The 21,520-nt window shown below is 64.3% G+C and carries 14 protein-coding genes; 8 read left to right on the forward strand and 6 right to left on the reverse strand.

The window, feature by feature from the left end:
* The 4 genes from AC0ZT5_RS23000 to aztA form a co-directional block, all read right to left on the reverse strand.
* Nucleotides 1-339 (reverse strand): protein tyrosine phosphatase family protein, encoded by a 339-nt coding sequence (locus AC0ZT5_RS23000; RefSeq protein ID WP_477286436.1) that lies wholly within the window; start codon nucleotides 337-339, stop codon nucleotides 1-3.
* Nucleotides 340-463: 124 nt separating this feature from the next.
* A complete protein-coding gene (aztC, locus tag AC0ZT5_RS23005; RefSeq protein ID WP_488498309.1) occupies nucleotides 464-1,405 on the reverse strand; it encodes a zinc ABC transporter substrate-binding protein AztC in 942 nt (313 codons plus the stop codon).
* Nucleotides 1,406-1,433: 28 nt separating this feature from the next.
* Nucleotides 1,434-2,309 carry a zinc ABC transporter permease AztB gene (aztB, locus tag AC0ZT5_RS23010; protein WP_095085859.1) on the reverse strand — a complete coding sequence of 292 codons (876 nt, stop codon included), beginning with the start codon at nucleotides 2,307-2,309 and terminating at the stop codon, nucleotides 1,434-1,436.
* Complete coding sequence (aztA, locus tag AC0ZT5_RS23015; protein ID WP_488498310.1) at nucleotides 2,309-3,127, reverse strand: zinc ABC transporter ATP-binding protein AztA; 819 nt, start codon at nucleotides 3,125-3,127, stop codon at nucleotides 2,309-2,311. The genes aztB and aztA overlap by 1 nt, the downstream gene beginning before the upstream one ends.
* Before the next feature lie 237 nt (nucleotides 3,128-3,364).
* Here aztA and AC0ZT5_RS23020 point away from each other — a divergent pair, with 237 nt between their 5' ends.
* Nucleotides 3,365-3,709: a RidA family protein gene (locus tag AC0ZT5_RS23020; RefSeq protein WP_477286429.1), complete on the forward strand. Its 345-nt coding sequence runs from the start codon at nucleotides 3,365-3,367 to the stop codon at nucleotides 3,707-3,709.
* 44 nt (nucleotides 3,710-3,753) lie between these two features.
* Here AC0ZT5_RS23020 and hutC read toward each other — a convergent pair whose 3' ends face one another.
* On the reverse strand, nucleotides 3,754-4,494 hold the full coding sequence (gene hutC / locus AC0ZT5_RS23025; protein WP_488498311.1) for a histidine utilization transcriptional repressor HutC: 741 nt from the start codon (nucleotides 4,492-4,494) through the stop codon (nucleotides 3,754-3,756).
* On the reverse strand, nucleotides 4,491-5,843 hold the full coding sequence (locus AC0ZT5_RS23030) for a formimidoylglutamate deiminase (protein ID WP_488498312.1): 1,353 nt from the start codon (nucleotides 5,841-5,843) through the stop codon (nucleotides 4,491-4,493). Before AC0ZT5_RS23030 ends, hutC begins: the two co-directional genes overlap by 4 nt.
* A 98-nt stretch (nucleotides 5,844-5,941) precedes the next feature.
* Between AC0ZT5_RS23030 and hutI the strand changes: the two genes are divergently transcribed.
* The 7 genes from hutI (at nucleotide 5,942) to AC0ZT5_RS23065 (ending at nucleotide 21,044) form a co-directional block, all read left to right on the forward strand.
* The gene (hutI, locus tag AC0ZT5_RS23035; protein WP_488498313.1) at nucleotides 5,942-7,177 is read left to right on the forward strand and encodes an imidazolonepropionase; all 1,236 of its coding nucleotides are present in this window, start codon (nucleotides 5,942-5,944) and stop codon (nucleotides 7,175-7,177) included.
* The gene (hutH, locus tag AC0ZT5_RS23040; protein ID WP_488498314.1) at nucleotides 7,174-8,712 is read left to right on the forward strand and encodes a histidine ammonia-lyase; all 1,539 of its coding nucleotides are present in this window, start codon (nucleotides 7,174-7,176) and stop codon (nucleotides 8,710-8,712) included. The genes hutI and hutH overlap by 4 nt, the downstream gene beginning before the upstream one ends.
* 2 nt (nucleotides 8,713-8,714) lie before the next feature.
* Nucleotides 8,715-9,527: an N-formylglutamate deformylase gene (gene hutG / locus AC0ZT5_RS23045; protein WP_488498315.1), complete on the forward strand. Its 813-nt coding sequence runs from the start codon at nucleotides 8,715-8,717 to the stop codon at nucleotides 9,525-9,527.
* Between the two features lie 23 nt (nucleotides 9,528-9,550).
* On the forward strand, nucleotides 9,551-9,925 hold the full coding sequence (locus tag AC0ZT5_RS23050; protein WP_488498316.1) for a hypothetical protein: 375 nt from the start codon (nucleotides 9,551-9,553) through the stop codon (nucleotides 9,923-9,925).
* Nucleotides 9,922-11,595 carry a urocanate hydratase gene (gene hutU / locus AC0ZT5_RS23055; protein WP_488498317.1) on the forward strand — a complete coding sequence of 558 codons (1,674 nt, stop codon included), beginning with the start codon at nucleotides 9,922-9,924 and terminating at the stop codon, nucleotides 11,593-11,595. The genes AC0ZT5_RS23050 and hutU overlap by 4 nt, the downstream gene beginning before the upstream one ends.
* Before the next feature lie 11 nt (nucleotides 11,596-11,606).
* On the forward strand, nucleotides 11,607-12,194 hold the full coding sequence (locus tag AC0ZT5_RS23060; RefSeq protein ID WP_488498318.1) for a HutD/Ves family protein: 588 nt from the start codon (nucleotides 11,607-11,609) through the stop codon (nucleotides 12,192-12,194).
* A gap of 267 nt (nucleotides 12,195-12,461) precedes the next feature.
* Nucleotides 12,462-21,044 (forward strand): glycoside hydrolase family 94 protein, encoded by an 8,583-nt coding sequence (locus AC0ZT5_RS23065; protein WP_488498319.1) that lies wholly within the window; start codon nucleotides 12,462-12,464, stop codon nucleotides 21,042-21,044.
* Nucleotides 21,045-21,520 lie beyond the last annotated feature (476 nt).

The following is a 21,520-nucleotide window of genomic DNA, read 5'->3' on the forward strand; positions in this document are numbered from 1 at the left end:
TTAACCCTTCGACTGCTGGATCAGCCCGTAGAGGTTGGTGCAGCGCGCGCCGGAGCGGCAATAGGCGAACACCGGGCCTTGGAGCTCGTCGAGCGCCTCGGCTTGATCCTCGACATTCTCGGCCGTGATCTGGCCGCTGATGACGGGGATGTAACGGAAGGCCATGCCAGCGGCCTCGACCGCGGCTTTGAGTTTGTCGGCCGAAGGCTGGCCGGGCTGCTCGTCATCGGGCCGGTTGCAGATGACGCTCTTGAAGCCGGCTTCCTTGATGGCGGCGACATCTTCGGGCTGGATCTGGCCCGAGACCGAATAGTCTTCGCTGATTTCGCGATATTCCATGGCAGTATCCTCGCAATCTGATTTGGCGAGAAGTCTTGCCACTCTCCGGCGGAACCGGCAACACTCATCAGGTAGAATCCGGCCGAGCTTGTCTCAGCCCGGCCGGATGGAATGACGGGCCGCGTTAGCTGCCGAGGATGGCGCCTTTGATCTGGCGGATGTTGTTGTGCATCATGTCGATATAGGTCGAAGCCGGGCCGTCGGGCTGCGACAGTGCATCCGAATAGAGCGTGCCGCCGACCTTGATGCCGGTCTCGCTGGCGATCTGTTCGATCAGGCGCGGGTTGGTGATGTTCTCGACGAAGATCGCCGCCGCCTTGTCCTGCTTCACCTGGTCGACCAGCTTGGCGACATCGGCGGCGGACGGTTCGGAGTCGGTCGAGATGCCTTGCGGGGCGAGGAAGGTCAGGCCGTATTCGTGTTCGAAATAGCCGAAGGCGTCATGCGAGGTGATGACGACGCGCTTCGCTTCGGGGATCGACTGGATCGCGGTTTTCACTTCACCTTCGACCGCGTCGAGCTTCTTCGTATAGGCAGCGGCATTGGTCTGGTAGCTGACGCAGCCGTCGGAGTCGGCGGCGCAGAAGGCTTCGGCGATGTTCGTCACGTAGATCTTGGCATTGGCGATCGACTGGAAGGCGTGCGGATCGGTGACCGTCTTGCCGCCACCGGTGCCGGCACCTTCGGCGGCGTCGGCGTCAGCGAATTCAGGCTTGAAATCGATCGGCGTCACGCCCTTGGTCAAGGTGACGATCGACGCCTTGGTGGCGCTGGCATCGACCAGCCGCTGCAGAAAACCCTCGAAATGCAGGCCATTGACCAGCACGATGTCGGCGTTGGCCATCGCCACCGCGTCGGCCGGGCTCGGCTCGTAGACGTGGGCATCGCCGTCCGGTCCGACGATCGTGGTGACATCGATGCGGTCGCCACCGACATTTTTGGCAAAATCGGCGATGACGGTGAAGCTGGCGACCACTTTCAGCGGTGCCGCGAAAGCCGGCGAGGCGCCAATGACAGTTAATGTTATAACGCTCATCGCCAAGGCGGCTCGGATCGATTTCAGCATGGACGGGTCTCCTTCTAGGGGCGGGGGATCAGGCCGTTCTGTGACGGTGATGGACGATGCGGGCGCGCAGGATGCCGCGCGTGCCGAACAGGATCGAGGCGAAATAGACGACGCCGGCCGATAGGATGATGGCCGGGCCGGACGGCAGCGACGCGTGATAGGACAAAAGCAGTCCGGCGATGCAGGAGGCAAAGCCGATCAGCACCGCCAGCACGCACATCGGCTCGACGCGCACGGTCCAGAAACGGGCGGCTGCCGCCGGCAGCATCATCAGTCCGACCGATAGAAGCGTGCCGAGCGCCTGGAAGCCGCCGACGAGATTGAGCACGACGAGGCCGAGGAAGATGAAATGCACCGGGCTGCCGAGCCGGCTGACCGACCGCAGGAACAGCGGATCGAGGCATTCGGCGACCAGCGCCCGCCAGAAGATGGCGAGGCTGACCAGCGTCACGGCAACAATGCCGCCGATCAGCGTCAGTGCTTCGTTGTTGAGCGCCAGCACGGTGCCGAACAGCACATGCATGAGATCGACGCTGGAGCCGCGGATCGACACCATCAGCACGCCGATGGCGAGCGAAATCAGATAGAATGCCGCCATCGAGGCATCTTCGCGCTGGATGGTGAAGCGCGAGACGGCGCCGGCGCCGAGCGCCACGATGACGCCGGCGATCAGGCCGCCAATGGTCATCGGCAGGATTTCCAGGCCATAGAGCAGGAAGCCGGCGGCGGCGCCCGGCAGGATGGCGTGCGCCATGGCGTCGCCGGACAGGCTCATGCGCCGCAGCATCAGGAACACGCCGACCGGGCAGGCGCCGAGCGACAGCATCAGCGAACCGATCAGCGCCCGCTGCATGAAGCCGAAATCGGCGAAGGGCGCGATGAAGAGACCGTAAAGCGTGTCCATCAGGCAGCCCTCGGTCCGGCATCGTGGTGGTGGTCATGCCCGTGAGCATGGCCATGATGGTCGTGATCGTGACCATGAGCGTGCCCGTCTGGCTCGCACCAGGGCGCATTCTCTTCCCAGGCTTCGTGGAAGCGGCGGGCGCGCAACAGATTCTCCGGCTTCAGCGTCTCCCTGGTCTCGCCCCAGGCAATCGGCTGGCGGGCAAGCAGCAGCGTTTCGGGGAAATTCTGGCGCACCAGATCCAGATCGTGAACGACGACCAGGATGGTGCGTTCCTCCCCATGCCAACGCTTGATCAGTGCGATCAGGTCGCCGACCGTCTTGGCGTCGACGGCGTTGAACGGCTCGTCGAGCAGGATGAGGTCGGCGTCTTGCAGCAAGACCCGCGCAAACAGCGTGCGCTGCAACTGGCCGCCTGACAGCGTGTCGATCGGCCGCTTTTCGAAGCCGCCGAGACCGACGGCCATCAGCGCGTGGCTGACGGAATCGCGATCTTCCCTGGTATGGCGGCCGAGCAGGCCGCGCCGTGGCCACAGGCCGAGCGAGACCAGGTCAACCACCCGCGCCGGGAAGGAGCGGTCGAGTTCCGATTGCTGCGGCAGATAGGCGGCACGCGCGCCGGGCGCGCGGATGACCTCGCCGGCCATCGGCTTTAGGACGCCGACAATGCCTTTCATCAGCGTCGATTTGCCGGAGCCGTTGGCGCCGACCACGGCAGTCAGCGAGCCTTTGCGAATCGTACCGTCAAGATGATGGATCGCCGGGTGGCTGCCGTAGCCAAGCGTCAAGTCGCGAAAGGTCAGGCAGGTATTTGTCATTCTGCGATCCGTGGGGCAGCGGAATCCGGCTGCTGGCAGCCGCCGATTGGATATGTGATGTTATTACATTAGTCAACAAGCCAATCGGGCGGAATTACGACTGCCGGGTCAACTTGCCGTGTGTGGACATCAGACGCCCTTGGCCCAAGGGGATTTGCCAGGGGATTCGACTGGGCGACCTTGCCCGAAGCCGGCCGCAACCTTAAAGAAACGCGACCACAAAGGAAGGAACCTCCCATGAGCATTCGTCGCATCGATGTTGGCCCGCGCATGAGCCAGATCGTCATCAACGGCAATACCGTCTATCTGGCCGGCCAGGTTGGTCAGCCGGGCGGCAATGTCGCGTCGCAGACCAGGGATGTCCTGGCGACCATCGACGAACTGCTGGCCAAGGCCGGTACGGACAAGACCAAGATCCTGCAGGCGATCATCTGGCTGGCCGACATGAGCACCTTTGCCGAGATGAATGCCGAATGGGACAAGTGGGTGCCGCAAGGCAACACTCCGGCCCGCGCCACCGGCGAAGCAAAGCTCGCTGGACCGGAATACCTGGTCGAGATCATTATTACCGCAGCGGTTTGAGGCGCAGCGCTTCACCTTCTCCCCTTGTGGGAGAAGGTGTGGTGCTACCCCTGCGACGGCCTGAATCGCGCCACCAGCGTGTGGTTGTCGGCGGCGTAGGTGAAGCGCACATGGGTGACCGGGTGTTCGGCGCTCCATGTCCGCCGCTCGACCACCAGGCAGGGCGCGCCGGCCGCGATGTCGAGTGCCGCCGCGACCTGCTTGTCGGCGCCGACCGCACGAATGCGGTGCTCGGCTTCGCTCCACGGCACGCGGCCGATCAGCCACGGGCTGGGCGCGATGGTCAGGAATTCCTCGTCTGATGCTTCCGGCACGGCGGTCAGATTGATCAGCCGCTGCTCGTGCGCGAACGGCCGCTTGCCGGCGAAATGCCGGCATTCCAGTGCCAGCACCGGCCCGGCGGCACTAAGCTCCAGCAAGGCGCGATCCTCCGCGTCGCTGCGCCTTTTGTGGCGCGCCACGCGCTCGTAGCGATAAAGCAGGCCGAGTGCTTCGACCTCGACCCGAATGTCATGGATCTCCAGCACCGCCGCTTGCGACTTCGGTTGGCGGACGAAGCTGCCTGAGCGGCGCCGCCGCTCGATCAGCCCCGCCTTGGCAAGCTGCGACAGCGCCTTGTTCACCGTCATGCGCGAGCAATTGTATTGCGCGCTCAGTTCGTGTTCGAACGGGATGCGATGGCCGGGCGCCCAGGCGCCGGACAGGATCTTTTCGCTGATGTCGGACAGGATGCGCTGGTGCAGCGAGACGCCGCCTTCCGCATCCGCTGTCTCGATCATGCTCATGCCGAAAGTGCCCTCATCACGCTGCGAAACCGCTCGGCGATGGCCTCTCGCCTTGCGTGCCGGCCGCCGCTGACCTGTTTGTTGCCATGCACCCAGACGGACTCGACCTTGCTGCCATTGGCGAAGATCCAGGCATCGAGGATCGCGTCACCGGTCTTGCCGGCCAGCGAGGGGTGATTGCCGTCGAGCGAGACGAGATCGGCGGATGCGCCGGTGGCGATTTGTGAGGCGCCGGCCCCGAGGGCGGCACTGCCGCCATCGAGCGCGGCATCGAAAAGCGCGCGTCCGGTCGACCCGCCGGCCACCGCCAGCACATTGCGGGCGCGGTGCGCAAGGCGCTGCGAATATTCGAGCTGCCGCAATTCGTCGGGCAGGCCGATCAGCACATTGGAATCGGAGCCGACGCCGAAGCGGCCGCCATGCTCCCCGAATAGCGGCGCTGCAAAAGTGCCGTCGCCAAGATTGGCCTCGGTGATCGGACAAAGGCCGGCGATCGCGCCGCTTTTCGCCATCCCGACCGTTTCCGCATCGGTCATGTGCGTGGCGTGGATGAGGCACCAGCGTTGGTCTACTTTCGCATTGGCCAGCAGGAATTCGACCGGTCGCGCGCCCGACCAGGCAAGGCAATCCTCGACTTCCTTCACCTGCTCGGCGACGTGGATATGGATCGGCCCATCCGGCGCCATGGCGGCCACTTCGGACAATTCCTCAGCTGTCGCGGCGCGCAGACTGTGCGGAGCGACGCCGACAACAGCTTGATTCAAAGTGCGAACGCATTCCCGGCTTTTCTCAACAAGCCTGGAGAAGCGATTCACATCGTTGATGAAACGCCGTTGGCCTTCGTTTGGCGCAGCGCCTCCAAAAGAAGAGTGAGCGTAGAACACCGGAAGCAGCGTCAGGCCGATGCCGGTTTCGCCGGCCGCCGCTGCGATGCGCTCGGCCATCTCGCTAGGGTTGGCATAGGGTTTTCCGTCGCGGTCGTGATGCAGATAGTGAAATTCGCCGACGCGTGAAAAGCCGGCCTCCAGCATCTCGACATAGAGCTGCGCGGCAACCGCCTCGACCTGGTCGGGCGTCATCGACAGGGCGAAGCGGTACATCACCTCGCGCCAGCTCCAGAAACTGTCGGCGGAGGGCCCGCGAAGCTCGGCCAATCCGGCCATGCCGCGCTGGAAGGCATGGCTGTGCAAATTGGGCATGCCGGGCAGCAGGATCGCGTGGCGTTCGTCGCCGGCCACGGCGGTCGCACCCGGTTCGACAGTTGTTATGCGTCCCTTGGCCAAGGTGATCCGCACATTGCTGTGCCAGCCATTGGGAAGGAGCGCCTGTTCCGCGAAGATGTCAGTCACTTTTCTCTCCGGTTCCCTGTCTCATATGCGATGATGGCACTTGCAGTGCGTTTCAATATGTATATACATAATCGCCACCGATTGAAACGGAAAAGATGATGGCTGCAGAGAGCAAAAGCCGGGCAGGGGGTCTTCGCTTGTGGCGCAATGCGCGTCTGGCGACCATGGCCGAGGCGGCCGCCGGACTTGGCGTCGTCGAACACGGCGCGGTCGCGGTTCGTCATGGCCGCATTGTCTATGCCGGCCCTGAATCGGGCATGCCCGCAGCGCTTGCCCAAAATGTCGAGACGATCGATTGCGAGCAGCGCTGGATCACGCCCGGCCTGATCGACTGCCATACCCATCTGGTCCATGCCGGCAATCGCGCCAATGAATTCGAGATGCGGCTGGCCGGCGCAACCTATGAAGAGGTCGCCAGGGCCGGCGGCGGCATTGTCTCTTCGGTCAAATCCTTGCGTGCCGCCGGCGAAGACGATCTGGTCGCGCAATCGCTGCCGCGCCTCGATGCGCTGATCGCCGAGGGCGTGACGACGGTAGAAGTAAAGTCGGGCTATGGGCTCGATCTGGAAAACGAAAAGAAGTCGCTGCGCGCCGCACGGCGGCTGGGCGGTGAGCGGCCGGTGACGGTCCGCACGACCTTCCTCGGCGCCCATGCGTTGCCGCCGGAAGCCAAAGGCGACAAGGACGCCTTTATCGATCTGGTCGCAAGAGAAATTCTCCCGGCGGTTGCCGCCGAGGGGCTGGCCGATGCCGTCGACGGGTTTTGCGAAGGCATTGCCTTTTCGCCGGAGCAGATGGCGCTCGTGTTCGATGCCGCCAAGGCGGCAGGCTTGCCGGTCAAGCTCCACGCAGACCAGCTCTCCAACCTGCATGGTGCCGAACTTGCCGCGCGCTATGGTGCGCTGTCGGCCGATCATCTCGAATACACCGACGAAGCAGGCGCCGCGGCAATGGCGAAGGCGGGAACCGTGGCGACGATCCTGCCCGGTGCCTACTATTTCATTCGCGAAACCAAGAAGCCGCCGGTCGGCCTGTTCCGCCAGCACGGCGTCAAAATGGCGGTCGCCACCGACAACAATCCCGGCACCTCGCCGCTGACCTCGCTGTTACTGACCATGAACATGGCGGCGACCCTGTTCGGCCTGACGGTCGACGAATGCCTGGCCGGCGTTACCCGCGAGGCCGCCCGTGCGCTCGGCCTACTGGGAGAGACCGGCACGCTCGAAGCCGGCAAATCCGCCGATCTGGCGATCTGGAACATCGAGCGCCCCGCTGAACTCGTCTACCGCATGGGCTTCAACCCGCTGCATGCCCGCATCTGGAGAGGACAATGACCGAACTGACCCTGAAGCCCGGCAATGCGACGCTGGCCGACTGGCGCGCCATCTACCGTGGCGCCGTGCCCAAGCTTGACGATGCCTGCAAGCCAAAAATCAAGGCGAGCGCCGAGGCCGTCGCCAGGATCGTCGCCAAGGGCGACCCGGTCTATGGCATCAACACCGGCTTCGGCAAACTGGCCAGCGTCCGCATCCCCGCCGCGGACCTCGAGACCTTGCAGCGCAACATCGTGCTGTCGCATGCCGCCGGCGTTGGCGAGCCGATGCCGGCCGCTGTTTGCAGGCTGATGATGGCGCTGAAGCTGGCCAGCCTGGCGCAGGGCGCCTCCGGCGTACGACCGCAGACCATCGAGTTGCTGGAGGCGATGCTGGCCAACGACGTCATCCCTGTGGTGCCGGCGCAAGGCTCCGTCGGCGCCTCCGGCGACCTTGCCCCGCTGTCGCACATGACCGCGGTGATGATCGGCGTCGGCGAATGCTTTACCCCGCATGGCCGTTTCCCGGCCAAGGTCGCCTTCGTCTCGCACGGGCTCGAGCCGGTGACATTGGGCGCCAAGGAAGGTCTGGCACTGCTCAACGGCACGCAGTTCTCGACGGCCTATGCGCTGGCCGCTTTGTTCGAGGCTGAAGTGCTCTATCAGTCGGCGTTGGTCGCCGGCGCCTTGTCGACCGACGCGGCAAAAGGCTCCGACGCGCCCTTCGATCCGCGCATCCATCAACTGAGAAAGCATCGCGGCCAGATCGAGACGGCGGATGCGCTGCGCAATCTGATGGCCGGCAGTGCCATCCGTGAATCGCATCGCGTTGGCGACGAGCGCGTGCAGGATCCCTATTGCCTACGCTGCCAGCCGCAGGTGATGGGTGCGGCACTCACCGTCCTGCGCCAGGCGGCGGACACGCTCGGCACCGAGGCCAATGGCGTCACCGACAATCCGCTGATTTTCGCCGAGGACGATACCGCCCTTTCCGGCGGCAATTTCCATGCTGAGCCGGTGGCCTTCGCTGCCGACATGATCGCGCTCGCCGTCTGTGAGATCGGTTCGCTGTCGGAACGCCGCATCGCCATGCTAGTCGATCCCGCGCTGTCCGGCATGCCGGCCTTCCTGACGCCGAAGCCCGGCTTGAATTCCGGTTTCATGATCCCGCAGGTGACGGCGGCGGCCCTCGTTTCGGAGAACAAGCAGAAAGCCTATCCGGCCAGCGTCGATTCCATCCCGACATCGGCCAACCAGGAAGACCACGTTTCGATGGCGGCGCACGGCGCGCGCCGGCTGATCGGCATGGTCGAGAATGCGACGGCGGTGATCGGCATCGAACTGCTGGCCGCGGCGCAAGGCTGCGATTTCCATGCGCCGCTGGCATCGAGCGATGCCCTGGAGGCGGTGCGCAAGCTGGTCCGGGCCGAGGTGCCGCATCTCGACAATGACCGCCACTTCCATCCTGATATGGAAAAAGCCATCGCCATTGTGCGCAGTGGTGCGACCGTCAAGGCAGCCGGCGCGGTAACACTGCCTTCGATCTCGGGAGCCTGAACATGACCGACTGGCTGACAGTGACCGAAGGCACGGCACCTCTAGTGGTGTCGATCCCGCATACCGGCATCGATCTAGCCGGCATCGACAACCGGCTGGTCTCGCCCTGGCTCGGCCGCCGCGACTGCGACTGGTGGATCGACCAGCTCTACGATTTCGCCGCTGGCCTTGGCGCGACAGTCGTGCATACGTCGATCTCGCGCACCGTCATCGACGTCAACCGCGATCCCTCCGGCGCCTCGCTCTATCCCGGGCAGACGACGACGACGCTTTGCCCGACAGAGACTTTCGACGGCGATCCGCTTTACCTGCCCGGCGAGGAACCGACGCCGGTGGAAATCAGCCAGCGCTATCAGTCATATTTCGCGCCCTACCATGAAATGCTCGGGTTTCAGGCGACCAGGCTGCGCGGTCTGCATCAGAAGGTCGTGATCTATGATTGCCACTCGATCCGCTCGGTTCTGCCGCGTCTGTTCTACGGCACGCTGCCGGTGTTCAATCTCGGCACCAATGACGGCCAGACCGCCGATCCGGTGCTGCAGGGCCTGGTCGGCCAGATCATGGCCGAAAGCGGCGACAGCTACGTCATCAACGGCCGTTTCAAGGGTGGCTGGATCACCCGCTACTTCGGCAATCCGCAAGGCGGCTTCCATGCCCTGCAGATGGAACTTGCCGATCGCGGCTACTTGCATGAGCCCGAGGGCAAGGGTGAACCGGACAATTGGCCGGTGCCCTATGATGCCGCGTTCGCCGCACCCATGGCCGCGAAGCTGAAGAAAATTCTCGAGACCGCGATCACCTGGGCGCAGAGCTGACATCGAAACATCGGGAGGATGTCATGAACCGCCATGCCAGGATTGGCTTTCTCGCCATTCTGTTCGCAACCGCGCCGGCGTTCGGCGCATCCGCCGATGAGGTGACGATGAAGGGCGCCGCTATCCTCGCCACATTGAAAGGCGCGCATGTCGAAGGGCCAGACTGGAAACAGAGCTTCGACGATGGCGGCGCCACCATCTACACAAAAGGCGGCACCCAGTCTCCCGGGCGTTGGGATGTTCGTGGCGACCAGTACTGCTCGCTATGGCCGCCTTCGGATGTCTGGGCCTGCTACGCCATGACCATCGATACTTCCGACCCTGCCCATGAGCAGGTCACCTGGATCAGTGCAGACGGCCACCGCAATGCCGCGCACCTCATTCGAAAGGGACAATGATGAACAATCCTCGCCACAACATCCGCGAAGTCCGCAGCCCGCGCGGCACGGAAATCAGCGCCCGCTCCTGGTTGACGGAGGCGCCGCTGCGCATGCTGATGAACAATCTCGACCCGGACGTCGCCGAAAACCCCAACGAGCTGGTTGTCTATGGCGGCATCGGCCGGGCGGCGCGCACCTGGAACGACTTTGACCGCATCGTCGCCTCGTTGAGGACGTTGGCCGATGACGAGACCTTGCTTGTGCAGTCGGGCAAGCCGGTCGGCGTCTTCCGCACCCATCCCGACGCGCCGCGCGTGCTGATCGCCAACTCCAACCTGGTGCCGCACTGGGCGACATGGGAAAAGTTCAACGAGCTCGATAAGAAGGGTCTGATGATGTACGGCCAGATGACGGCCGGCTCGTGGATCTACATCGGCACGCAAGGCATCGTGCAGGGCACCTACGAGACCTTCGTCGAGGCCGGCCGCCAGCACTATGACGGCAATCTCAAGGGCAAGTGGATCCTGACCGGCGGCCTCGGCGGCATGGGCGGCGCCCAGCCGCTCGCCGCAGTTATGGCCGGCGCCTGCTGTCTGGCCATCGAATGCAACCCGGATTCGATCGATTTCCGCCTGCGCACCCGCTATGTCGACGAGAAGGCCGAGACACTCGACGAGGCGATGGCGATGATCGAGCGCTGGACCAAGGCAGGCGAGGCGAAGTCGGTAGGCCTGCTCGGCAATACCGCCGAGATCGTTCCGGAAATGTTCAGGCGCGGCATTCGCCCTGATATGGTCACCGACCAGACCTCGGCCCACGACCCCATCAACGGCTATCTGCCCAAGGGCTGGACGATGGCTGAGTGGCGTGAGAAGCGCGTCAGCGACCCGAAGGCAGTTGAGAAAGCCGCCCGCGCCTCGATGCGCGAACATGTCGAGGCGATGGTGGCGTTCTGGAATGCCGGCGTGCCGACGCTCGACTACGGCAACAACATCCGGCAGGTGGCCAAGGAGGAGGGGTTCGAGAATGCCTTTGCCTTCCCCGGCTTCGTGCCGGCCTATATCCGTCCGCTGTTTTGCCGCGGCATCGGCCCGTTCCGCTGGGCGGCCCTGTCGGGCGATCCCGAGGATATCTACAAGACCGACGCCAAGGTGCGCGAACTGACGCCCGGCAACACTCACCTGCACAATTGGCTCGACATGGCGCGCGAGCGCATCGCCTTCCAGGGCCTGCCGGCGCGCATCTGCTGGGTCGGCCTCGGAGACCGGCACCGGCTCGGCCTCGCCTTCAACGAGATGGTGGCCAAGGGCGAGCTCAAGGCGCCTGTCGTCATCGGCCGCGATCACCTCGATTCCGGTTCGGTCGCCTCGCCGAACCGCGAGACGGAATCGATGAAGGACGGCTCGGATGCGGTGTCCGACTGGCCGCTGCTCAACGCGCTGCTCAACACCGCATCGGGCGCCACCTGGGTGTCGCTGCACCATGGCGGCGGTGTCGGCATGGGCTTCTCACAGCACGCCGGTATGGTCATCGTCGCCGACGGCACGCGTGATGCGGCCAGGCGCCTCGAGCGGGTGTTGTGGAACGACCCGGCGACCGGCGTCATGCGCCACGCCGATGCCGGCTACGACCTCGCCGTCGAATGCGCCAAGGAGCACCAGCTCAACCTGCCCGGCATTCTCGGGTGATGGACTGGCAGATGCGCGTCCTGCGGGCATCCGAATACAAGTCCATGCATTGGAAGAACGGCGGCGGGGTGACGACCGAGGTCGCCGTCTCGCCTGCCGACGCCGGGCTAAATGACTTCGACTGGCGCGTCTCGATGGCGCGCGTCGAAGCCAGCGGTCCGTTCTCGCAGTTTGCCGGTATCGATCGAACGCTTGCCGTGCTCGAAGGCGAGGGAATCGTGCTCGATATTGCTGGCTGCCCGCCGATATCAGTTACCAGGGCGAGCGACCCGTTTTCCTTCCCGGCTGACGTGGCGACCGCGGCCGCGCTGATCGGCGGCCCGATCACCGACCTCAACGTCATGACCCGCCGCGGCCGGACGACGCATTCGGTCGAACGCCTCATGGTTTCGAACCCTGTGGAAATCAGGACGGGGACCGGGACGATCCTGGTCCTGTGTTTGAACGGCAAAGCCACCGTGCCCGGCACCGAGCCGGTTCACCTCGGGCCGCTCGACGCGCTGCTGCTCGGCCCGGACACCGCCAGCCTCTTTGTCCAGCCCGTCCAGGAGACGACGCTGTTCGTGATCCGGATCGGCGGCATCTCCGGCAACGATTAACGCTTGTTTCCAAACATGATCGCGGTGCCGGCGAAATATAGCGTAAGCTGTCGGCGGCATCACGAAAAAGCCTGAATCCTCCCCGTCGATCGAGCCTGACGGGAAGAGGGGCGCTCGTCTTGGAATTTTTGCTGAGAGATAACGCCCTGTCGTGGTGCGGAAACAAACTTTCAGCAAGTGGGATTATGCAACCAATTGCATTTGAATCGGTTTTAGGGCCATTGCCGTGGCGGTGACGCCGCTCAGTGTCCGCATACGGAATTTTCAATGAATATTCAGACGACCCCTGCCCAGATCGAGAAGACGAGCGCGAGCTTTCCGGCCATCACGGAAGAGCCGATCCGATCCAATTTCCTGCCCGAAGAGCGTCTTCGCCTGCTTGGCGAAAGCCTGGCAAAAGGCGACCTTACCGATCTGTTCGGCCTGACGCCCTTCGATTTTCAGGCCCGCATCCGCGACAGCGCCAAGAAGATCTTGGAAGTCTACCGCTCGACCAATGCCGCGCAGGCGAGGGGCGAGACGATCACGCCGGCGGCGCAGTGGCTACTCGACAACAATTATCTGGTCGAAGAAACCATTTTCCAGGTCAAGCGCGATCTGCCGCGCCGCTTCTACCGCCAGCTGCCCAGCCTGAAACTGCCCGAGGGCGGTAGTGTGCCGCGCGCGCTGGCACTGGCCTGGACCTATGTGGCGCATTCGGACAGTTCCGTCTCGGCGACCATGTTCAAGTCCATCGTCCAGGGCTTCCAGTCGCTCGAGCCGCTGAAGATCGGCGAACTCTGGGCGCTGCCGTCGCTTCTGCGCTTCGTCCTGATCGAAAATCTCCGCCGGCTGGCGGTCAGGGTCAACCGCACCCGCCAGATGCGCCAGATCGCCAACGATGTCGCCGACAAGGTTCTGGCGACCGACGACAGCCCGGACCGGCAGGCGATCCTGTCCAAATTCAGCGCTCACGCACAGGACACCACCTTCGCCACCCAGCTGCTCTATCGCTTGCGCGATGGATCGCAGAATGCCGGCAAGGCCCTGGAATGGCTCGAAGGCGAGCTCGAAAAAACCGGCTCCGACGCCGAGGAAATCATCATTTCCGAACATCACACGCTGTCCAGCGGCAATGTGACGACCGGAAACATCATCCGCGGCCTGCGCCTCATCAACGACGTCGACTGGACGGTGTGGTTCGAAGGCGTCAGCCGCATCGACACCGTGCTGCGCGAGCGCACCGATTTCGCCGCGCTCGACTTCTTCTCGCGTGACCAGTACCGGACGGCGATCGAGGAACTGGCGCGCCGCTCCGACCTTTCGGAATACCGCGTCGCCGAGAAGGCCATCGAGCTGGCCGATCACGTCGCCACCGAGACCCTATCGGCCGATGATGAAGGCGCTGTCGCTCAAGTTGCATCCGCCCACACCGATGTCGGTTTCTTCCTCGTCGGTCCGCGCCGGCTGGAACTGGAGAAGGCGATCGGCTACCGGCCGACCATCAGCCAGATGGTCAAGCGCACCTTCCGCAAGACCGGATGGCTTGGCATCGTCGTACCGGTATTTGCGCTGACGGCCCTGCTTCTTGTTCTCACCGGCAACGCGCTGGCCAATCTCGGCCTGTCGGTGCCGTCGATCGTCGTGATGCTGGCGCTGTTTGCGGTACCGGCCAGCGAGGGCGCTCTCGCCTTCTTCAACACCGTCGTATCGCTGTTCCTGAAACCGACGCGCCTCGTTGGCTATGATTACAGGCACGGCGTGCCGCCCGAGGCGCGCACCCTGGTGGTGGTACCGTCGCTGATCGGCTCACGCGACGACGTCGAGGAAAACATCCGCAATATCGAGGTGCATCATCTCGCCAACACGGCGGATGAAATTTATTTCGCGCTGCTGTCGGACTGGCCCGACAGCAAGATCGAGATCGATGCGGCCGATACCGAAATCCTCGAATTCGCCCGCGCCGAGATCGCTCGTCTCAACGCCCGCCATCCATCCGAAGGCGCGCCGCGTTTCTACATCCTGCACCGGCGCCGGCTCTTCAATGCGGCGCAAGGGTCCTGGATGGGCTGGGAGCGCAAGCGCGGCAAGCTGCACGAGCTCGACCTTCTGTTGCGCGGCGACAGCGACACCACATTCCTGCCGCTCGACGTGCCGCTGCCCGAGAACGTCGTCCATGTGATGACACTCGATGCCGACACGCGCACCACCCGCGACGCGGTCGCGACGCTGGTCGGCAAGCTCTGCCATCCGCTCAACCGTCCGCATTTCGATGCTACCAAGCGTGTTGTCACGGCCGGCTATGCCATCCTGCAGCCGCGCATCACCGCGTCGCTGACCAGTGGCGATGATGCGTCGTTTTTCCAGCGGGTCTTCTCGGCCAATCGTGGCCTCGACCCTTACGTCTTTGCCGTCTCCGATCTCTATCAGGACGTCTTCGGCGACGGGTCCTTCACCGGCAAGGGCCTTTATCACGTCGATGCTTTCGAGGCGGCGTTGCAGGGCCGCATCGAGGAAAACACCATCCTCAGCCACGACCTGCTGGAAGGCGCGCTGGCGCGCTCGGCGCTTGTCACAGACGTCGAACTGGTCGAGGACTATCCGACCCGCTATTCGGTCGACGCCTCGCGCCACCATCGCTGGGCACGCGGCGACTGGCAGCTTCTCGGCTTCATGCTCGATCCGCGCTCCGGCGTGCCGGCTCTGTCGCGCTGGAAGATGGTCGACAATCTGCGCCGCTCGCTGACGCCGATCTTCTGGGTCATGGCCGCGATCGCCGGCTGGACGCTGCTGCCCTTCACGCAGGCCGCGCAATGGCAGGCCCTGCTGATCCTCAGCCTGTTCATGGCGCCGACATTCGACATCGTCAACGCCATCCTACCCAAGAGCGGCGACCAGACGCCGCGCGGCCATTTCTCGGCCCTGGCGCGCGACGTAGCCTTCGGCACCGCCATGGTGGCGCTGAAGATCGTGCTGATGGCGCACAACGCCTGGATGATGGGCGACGCCATCATCCGCACGATTTATCGGCTCTTCGTCAGCCGCCAGAACCTGCTGGAATGGCGCACCGCCTCGCAGGCGCACAAGGCGGGCGACAACGATGTCGGCTCCTATTACGGCATGATGTATGGCGCCGTGATCATCGGCTTCGTCGGCCTCGCCATCCCGGTGCTGGCCGATTCCACCGGCGCCTTCGTTGCTTTCTTCTTCGCCCTGTTCTGGATCGCCTCGCCGGCCATCGCCAGCTGGATCAGCCGCTCGGCCGAAACCGAGGATCGCTTGCGCATATCGCAAGCCGATATCCACGCGCTGCGTACGGTGGCGCGGCGCACCTGGCATTATTTCGAAAGCTTCGTGACGGCCGAGCACCACAATCTGCCGCCGGACAATTTCCAGGAAAGCCCGGCGCCGGTCGTGGCGCCGCGCACCTCGCCGACCAATATCGGCGTCTACCTGCTGTCCGTCGTCTCGGCCCGCGACTTCGGCTGGATCAGCCTGTCCGATGCCATCACCCGCATCGACGCCACGATGACGACGATCGAAGGCATGCCGCGCGACCGCGGCCACCTCTTCAACTGGTATGACACGACGACGCTGAAGCCGCTCTACCCGCTCTACATCTCGGCTGTCGACAGCGGCAATCTTGCTGGCCATCTGGTGGCGGTGGCGGCGGCATGCGCCGAATGGGCGGAAGCGCCCTCGGTCCATCTCCAGGGCGATTTCGAAGGCATTCTCGACACGGTGACCATCCTCAGCGAGAGCCTCGACGAACTGCCCGACGACCGCCGCCAGCTGCGACCCCTGCGCCAGCGCCTCGTCGACCGTCTCGACGGCATGCGGCGCGCGGTCGAGACCATCAAGGCGCAGCCGGAAATGGCGTCGATCCGCACCATCAATCTGGCCGTCCTGGCCGGTGAGATCCGCAAGCTCGCCACCGCCATCCACACCGAGGCGGCGTCGGCCCAGAGCGACGTCATCGTCGACTGGGCGGCCAGGCTCGAGGCCACCTGCGAAGCGCATGTCCATGACGCGCATAGCGACGACAATGCCGTCGAGGCGCTGCGCGCTAAGCTGCTCACCTTGCGCGAGCGCACGCGCCGCTTCGCTTTCGAGATGGATTTCTCCTTCCTGATGCGGCCCGAACGCAAGCTGCTGTCGATCGGCTACCGGGTCGAGGAGCACCAGCTCGATGAAAGCTGCTACGACCTTATGGCTTCCGAGGCGCGGCTGACCAGCCTGTTCGCCATCGCCAAGGGCGACCTGCCGACCGAGCACTGGTTCCGGCTTGGGCGGCCGATCGTCGAGATCGGTTTCAAGGGCGCGCTGATGTCCTGGTCCGGCTCGATGTTCGAATATCTGATGCCGCCATTGGTGATGAAGGAGCCGCAAGGCAGCATCCTCAACCAGACCAGCAAGCTGATCATCAAGCGCCAGATCCAGTATGGCCGCCAGAAGAACGTGCCGTGGGGCATTTCGGAAGCGGCCTACAACGCCCGCGACCGCGAACTGACCTACCAGTACACCAATTTCGGCGTGCCCGGGCTCGGCCTGAAGCGCGGCCTTGGCCAGAACACGGTGATCGCGCCTTACGCCACCGTCCTCGCGGCACAGTTCAATCCGCGCGAAGCCGTGCAGAATCTCGCCCGGCTGCGGGAGATCGGCGCGCTTGGCCGCCACGGTTACTACGACGCTGTCGACTTCACGCCGCAGCGTGTGCCGGAAGGCACCGATCATGTCGTCGTGCAGAACTACATGGCCCACCATTCGGGCATGTCGATCGTGGCGGTCGCCGACGCCATCTTCGAAGGCCGCATGCGCGATCGCTTCCACAGTGATCCGGTCATCGAATCGGCCGAATTGCTGCTGCAGGAGAGGGCGCCGCGCGACATCCCGACCGCGACCGTCAGGACCGAGGCCGACGAACGCTCCAAGGACGAGACAGAAGTCGAGAGCCCCGACACCCGCATCGTGCTCGATCCGTTGCGGTCGCTGCGGTCGACCAGTGTGATGTCGAACGGCCGCTATTCGGTGATGGTCACCGCGACTGGCTCGGGCTACAGCCGCTGGGGCGATCTCTCCATCACCCGCTGGCAACCGGATCCGACCGAGGACCGGCTCGGCTCCTACATCTTCCTGCGTGACGCGGGCACCGGCGACTGGTGGTCGGCGACGGCCGAGCCGAAGCGTGCGGCCGAGGAGAAGGCGCAGACCTTGTTCTCCGACGACAAGGCGAGCTTCGTCAAATCGGTGGGCACGTTGCGCTCCGAGGTCGAATGCATTGTCATTTCGGAAGGCAATGGCGAGGGCCGTCGGGTCACGCTGTACAATGACGGGCCGTCCGACCGTCACATCGAAGTCACCTCCTTTTCAGAACTGGTGCTCGGTCTGGAGGCGTCGGACAACGCGCATCCGGCCTTCTCGAAGATGTTCGTCGAAACTGAAATCGCGTCGAACAACGCGCAGATATTTGCGACGCGGCGCAAGCGGGACACCAGCGAGCCCGATATCGCCATGGTGCATTTCGTCACCGATCCGTCCGGATCGGCGCGCGATGCCGAAGCCGAGACCGACCGGCGTGCCTTCATCGGCCGCGGCCGCACCATCGTCGACGCGGCCGCGTTCGATCCCGGCGCCAGGCTTGGCGGCCATTCGGGCTTCACGCTCGATCCCGTCGCAGCGCTGCGCCGCCAGGTGCGCGTGCCTGCCAACAAGAAGATATCGCTGACCTTCTGGACCGTCGTCGGCGCCAGCCGCGCCGAACTGGAAGAGGCCCTTGCCCGGCTTGACCATCCGGAGAGCTTTGCCCGCCAGGCCATGCTCGCCTGGACGCGCAGCCAGGTGCAGACCCGCCATATGGGCCTCAGCCTGACCGATGCCGCCAATGTGCAAAAACTGGCGCGCTATCTGATCTATCCGGATCCGTTCCTGCGTCTTCCGGCCGAATCCATTGCAACGGGGCTGGGCAAGCAGTCGAGCCTGTGGCCGACCAGCATATCGGGCGATTTCCCGATCTTCCTGGTCAGGATCGGCGACGTCGCCGATCTCGAAATCGTCGCCCAGGCGCTGCGTTTCCAGGAATACATGCGCACCCGCGGCATGATGATCGACTTCGTCGTCGTCAACGAGCAGGCGTCGTCCTATGTCCAGGACCTGCAGCGGGCAGTGGAGACGCTGTGCGAAAACAGCCGCCTGCGCGGCAAGGAACTCGGGCCTCGCCAGCACATTTTCGCGGTGCGCCGCGACCTGATGGACGAGACCACCTACAAGACGCTGCTCGCTGTCGCCCGCGTCGTCCTGCACACGCGCAACGGCACCATCTTCGACCAGATCGAGCGGGCCGAGGCGGCCGCCCTGCAGGCGCGCGACGCCCTGCAGCCGGCAGCATTGGCGGTCGCGCGCGAATTGCCGTCGCCGGTGCCCGTGATGCACGCCTCGCAGGCCGTGGCGGATGTCAGCGCCGATGGAAGCGGCCTCAGCCAATGGAATGGTTTTGGCGGTTTCGACGGCGACGGGCGGCACTATGTCGTGCGCCTGGCTGGCCGGCGCACGACGCCGCAGCCATGGATCAACGTCGTCTCCAACGCTTCGTTCGGCTTCCACACCTCCGCCGAGGGCGCCGCCTTCACCTGGAGCCGCAACAGCCGCGACTACCAGCTGACGCCGTGGTCGAACGATCCGGTCTCGAACCGGCCGGGCGAGGGCATCTACATATACGATCAGGCCAGCGGCAAGGCGTTCTCGCCGCTCGCCGCCATGGTACGCGACCCCTCGATGACCTACGAGGCCTGGCACGGCCAGGGTTTCTCGACCTTCCGTTCGCGGCGCGGCCCGTTGTCGATGGACCTCACCCATGTCGTCGACCCGATCGACCCGGTGAAGATCTCGCGGCTGCGCATCCAGAATTCCGGCTCGGTGCCGGCGCGACTGCGGGTCTACGCCTATGCCGAATGGGTGCTCGGCGGGCATCGCTCGCGCACGGCGGCAACCATCGTCCCGTCTCGCGACGCTGCCACCGGTGCGTTGCTGGCGCAAAATCCCTACGGGCTCGATTTCAGCGAGCGGGTGGCTTTCCTTGCCGCCGACGGCGGCGTCCATTCGGTGACCACCGACCGTTCGGAGTTCCTCGGCCGGCATGGCTCCAGCGAGCTTCCACAGGCGGTGCTGAGCGGCGCGGCGTTGTCGGGCCGTGTCGAGGCCGGAGACGACCCCTGCGCGGCGATTGCCCGCGACATCGAAATCCCGGCGGGCGGCGACGTGACGCTGCTCTGGCTGCTCGGCGATGCCGAGACCGTCGAGGAGGCCAGCGCCCTGGTGCAGGAGCATCGGGCTAGGGATTTCGACCGGCGGCTGGCCGACAATGAGCGCGAATGGCGCGGCTTCCTCGACACCATCCAGGTCGAGACGCCGGACAAGGCGCTCGACGCCATGGTCAACCACTGGCTGCCCTATCAGAGCCTCGCGTGCCGCATCCGCGCCCGCTCCGCCTTCTACCAGGCAAGCGGTGCGTTCGGCTTCCGCGACCAGTTGCAGGACACGCTGGCATTGCTTGCGCATGACCCGCAACTGGCGCGCGACCAGATCCTCAACGCGGCGCGGCGGCAGTTCCCCGAAGGCGACGTGCAGCATTGGTGGCTGCCGCGCACCGGGGCCGGCGTGCGTACCATGATCTCCGACGATGTGGTCTGGCTGGCCCACGCCACGGCGCGCTATTTGCTGGTCACCGGCGATGCCACCATCCTAAAGCAGCAACTGCCCTTCATCGATGGGCAGGCGCTGGGCGAGGGCGAGCACGATGCCTTCTTCACCCCGGAAATTTTGAAGAAGACGGCGTCGCTCTACGACCATTGCGCGCGGGCGCTCGATCTTGCCATCAAGCGCAGCAGTCCCGCCGGGCTGCCGCTGATCCTCGGCGGAGACTGGAACGACGGCATGAACCGCGTTGGCGAGCACGGCAAGGGCGAGAGCGTCTGGCTCGGCTGGTTCCTGCTGAAGACGCTGGGCGACTTCGCCGCAATTGCCAAGACCGAAGGCGATGCCAAGCACGCGCAAGCCTGGGCAAAGCACGCCGATGCGCTGAAGCGGGCGCTTGAAAGCACGGCATGGGATGGCGAATGGTACCGGCGCGGCAGCTTCGACGACGGCACGCCGCTCGGGTCGCGGTCCTCGCAGGAGTGCAAGATCGACTCGATCGCCCAGTCCTGGAGCGTGCTTTCGGGAGAGGGTGATCCGCCCCGGTCGACGACGGCGATGGAGCAGGCGACCAAACTGCTCGTCGATGACAAGCTCAAGATCGTCAAGCTGTTCACGCCGCCGTTCTCGAAGACGGACAAGGAACCGGGTTACATCAAGAGCTATCCGCCCGGTGTCCGCGAAAATGGCGGCCAGTACACCCACGCCGCCACGTGGTTCGTCATCGCGCTCGCCGAGATGGGGCGGACCGACGAGGCCTATCGCTGTTTCTCGATGCTGAACCCGGTCAACCATGCGACCGACGAGGCCTCGGCCGAGCACTATCGCGTCGAGCCCTATGTCGTGGCAGCCGACATCTACGCCGGGGACGACAAGGGCGGCCGTGGCGGCTGGACCTGGTATACCGGCTCGGCCGGCTGGCTCTACAGGGCTGCGGTCGAAGGGATCCTCGGCATCGAACGGCGCGGCAAGCGTGTTCAGTTCAAGCCAAAACTCCCCCGCCATTGGGACGGTTACTCGGCAACCCTCAAGATGCTGGGGGCGGAACTCAAGGTTCGCGTCGTCCGCGACAATAAGGCCAAGGCGGTCTCGCTGGAGCTGAATGGGGCCAAGACCAAGGTTTCGGCAGTCGAACTGAAGGATGGCGAAGTTACCGACGTCGTCATCAGGATCCCGGCCTGAGGCATTTTGCCCAGAAAGCGTGCTCTTGGGCTCAAGAGCCCGGGGGCGGTTTTCGGGACCACGACAGGATGAAAGGCGCCATGCCACCCGGCGTGGCTATCGCCTTGGGTGAAGGGCGTGCCTATGAAAAGCACATAAAATCAAAGGCTTGATGCCTACTGCATGCGCCGCCCCGGCCGGCCGGGCTTGGTCTCTCGTCGCCGTTGGCGGGCGCGGGGCCGCTTTTGTCTCGCGCTATACTGTGTAGAAGGCCGTTTCGGCCTTGGTCATCCGCCAGACATCGATGTTGATTAAAATTGTGGCAGCACGTGTCAGCTGCCATGATTTCGCCGCATGCCTGACATTTTACCTGTCTTCTCAAACCGTTAGGTGATCACGGCAGATTTCGGAACGTCGCCATCTTTTGTTCGCGAATTGGGAACTGAAGAGGTACACGGCCATTGTTTTGCGACGTATCAACCGATACGAGTCAAATG

The organism is Mesorhizobium sp. CNPSo 4670 (genome assembly GCF_057784235.1).

Coding starts and splice junctions, on each gene's coding strand:
- AC0ZT5_RS23000 (WP_477286436.1), bottom strand. CDS start 339: ATGGAATATCGCGAAATCAGCGAAGACTATTCGGTCTCGGGCCAGATC.
- aztC (WP_488498309.1), bottom strand. CDS start 1,405: ATGCTGAAATCGATCCGAGCCGCCTTGGCGATGAGCGTTATAACATTA.
- aztB (WP_095085859.1), bottom strand. CDS start 2,309: ATGGACACGCTTTACGGTCTCTTCATCGCGCCCTTCGCCGATTTCGGC.
- aztA (WP_488498310.1), bottom strand. CDS start 3,127: ATGACAAATACCTGCCTGACCTTTCGCGACTTGACGCTTGGCTACGGC.
- AC0ZT5_RS23020 (WP_477286429.1), top strand. CDS start 3,365: ATGAGCATTCGTCGCATCGATGTTGGCCCGCGCATGAGCCAGATCGTC.
- hutC (WP_488498311.1), bottom strand. CDS start 4,494: ATGAGCATGATCGAGACAGCGGATGCGGAAGGCGGCGTCTCGCTGCAC.
- hutI (WP_488498313.1), top strand. CDS start 5,942: ATGGCTGCAGAGAGCAAAAGCCGGGCAGGGGGTCTTCGCTTGTGGCGC.
- hutH (WP_488498314.1), top strand. CDS start 7,174: ATGACCGAACTGACCCTGAAGCCCGGCAATGCGACGCTGGCCGACTGG.
- hutG (WP_488498315.1), top strand. CDS start 8,715: ATGACCGACTGGCTGACAGTGACCGAAGGCACGGCACCTCTAGTGGTG.
- AC0ZT5_RS23050 (WP_488498316.1), top strand. CDS start 9,551: ATGAACCGCCATGCCAGGATTGGCTTTCTCGCCATTCTGTTCGCAACC.
- hutU (WP_488498317.1), top strand. CDS start 9,922: ATGATGAACAATCCTCGCCACAACATCCGCGAAGTCCGCAGCCCGCGC.
- AC0ZT5_RS23060 (WP_488498318.1), top strand. CDS start 11,607: ATGCGCGTCCTGCGGGCATCCGAATACAAGTCCATGCATTGGAAGAAC.
- AC0ZT5_RS23065 (WP_488498319.1), top strand. CDS start 12,462: ATGAATATTCAGACGACCCCTGCCCAGATCGAGAAGACGAGCGCGAGC.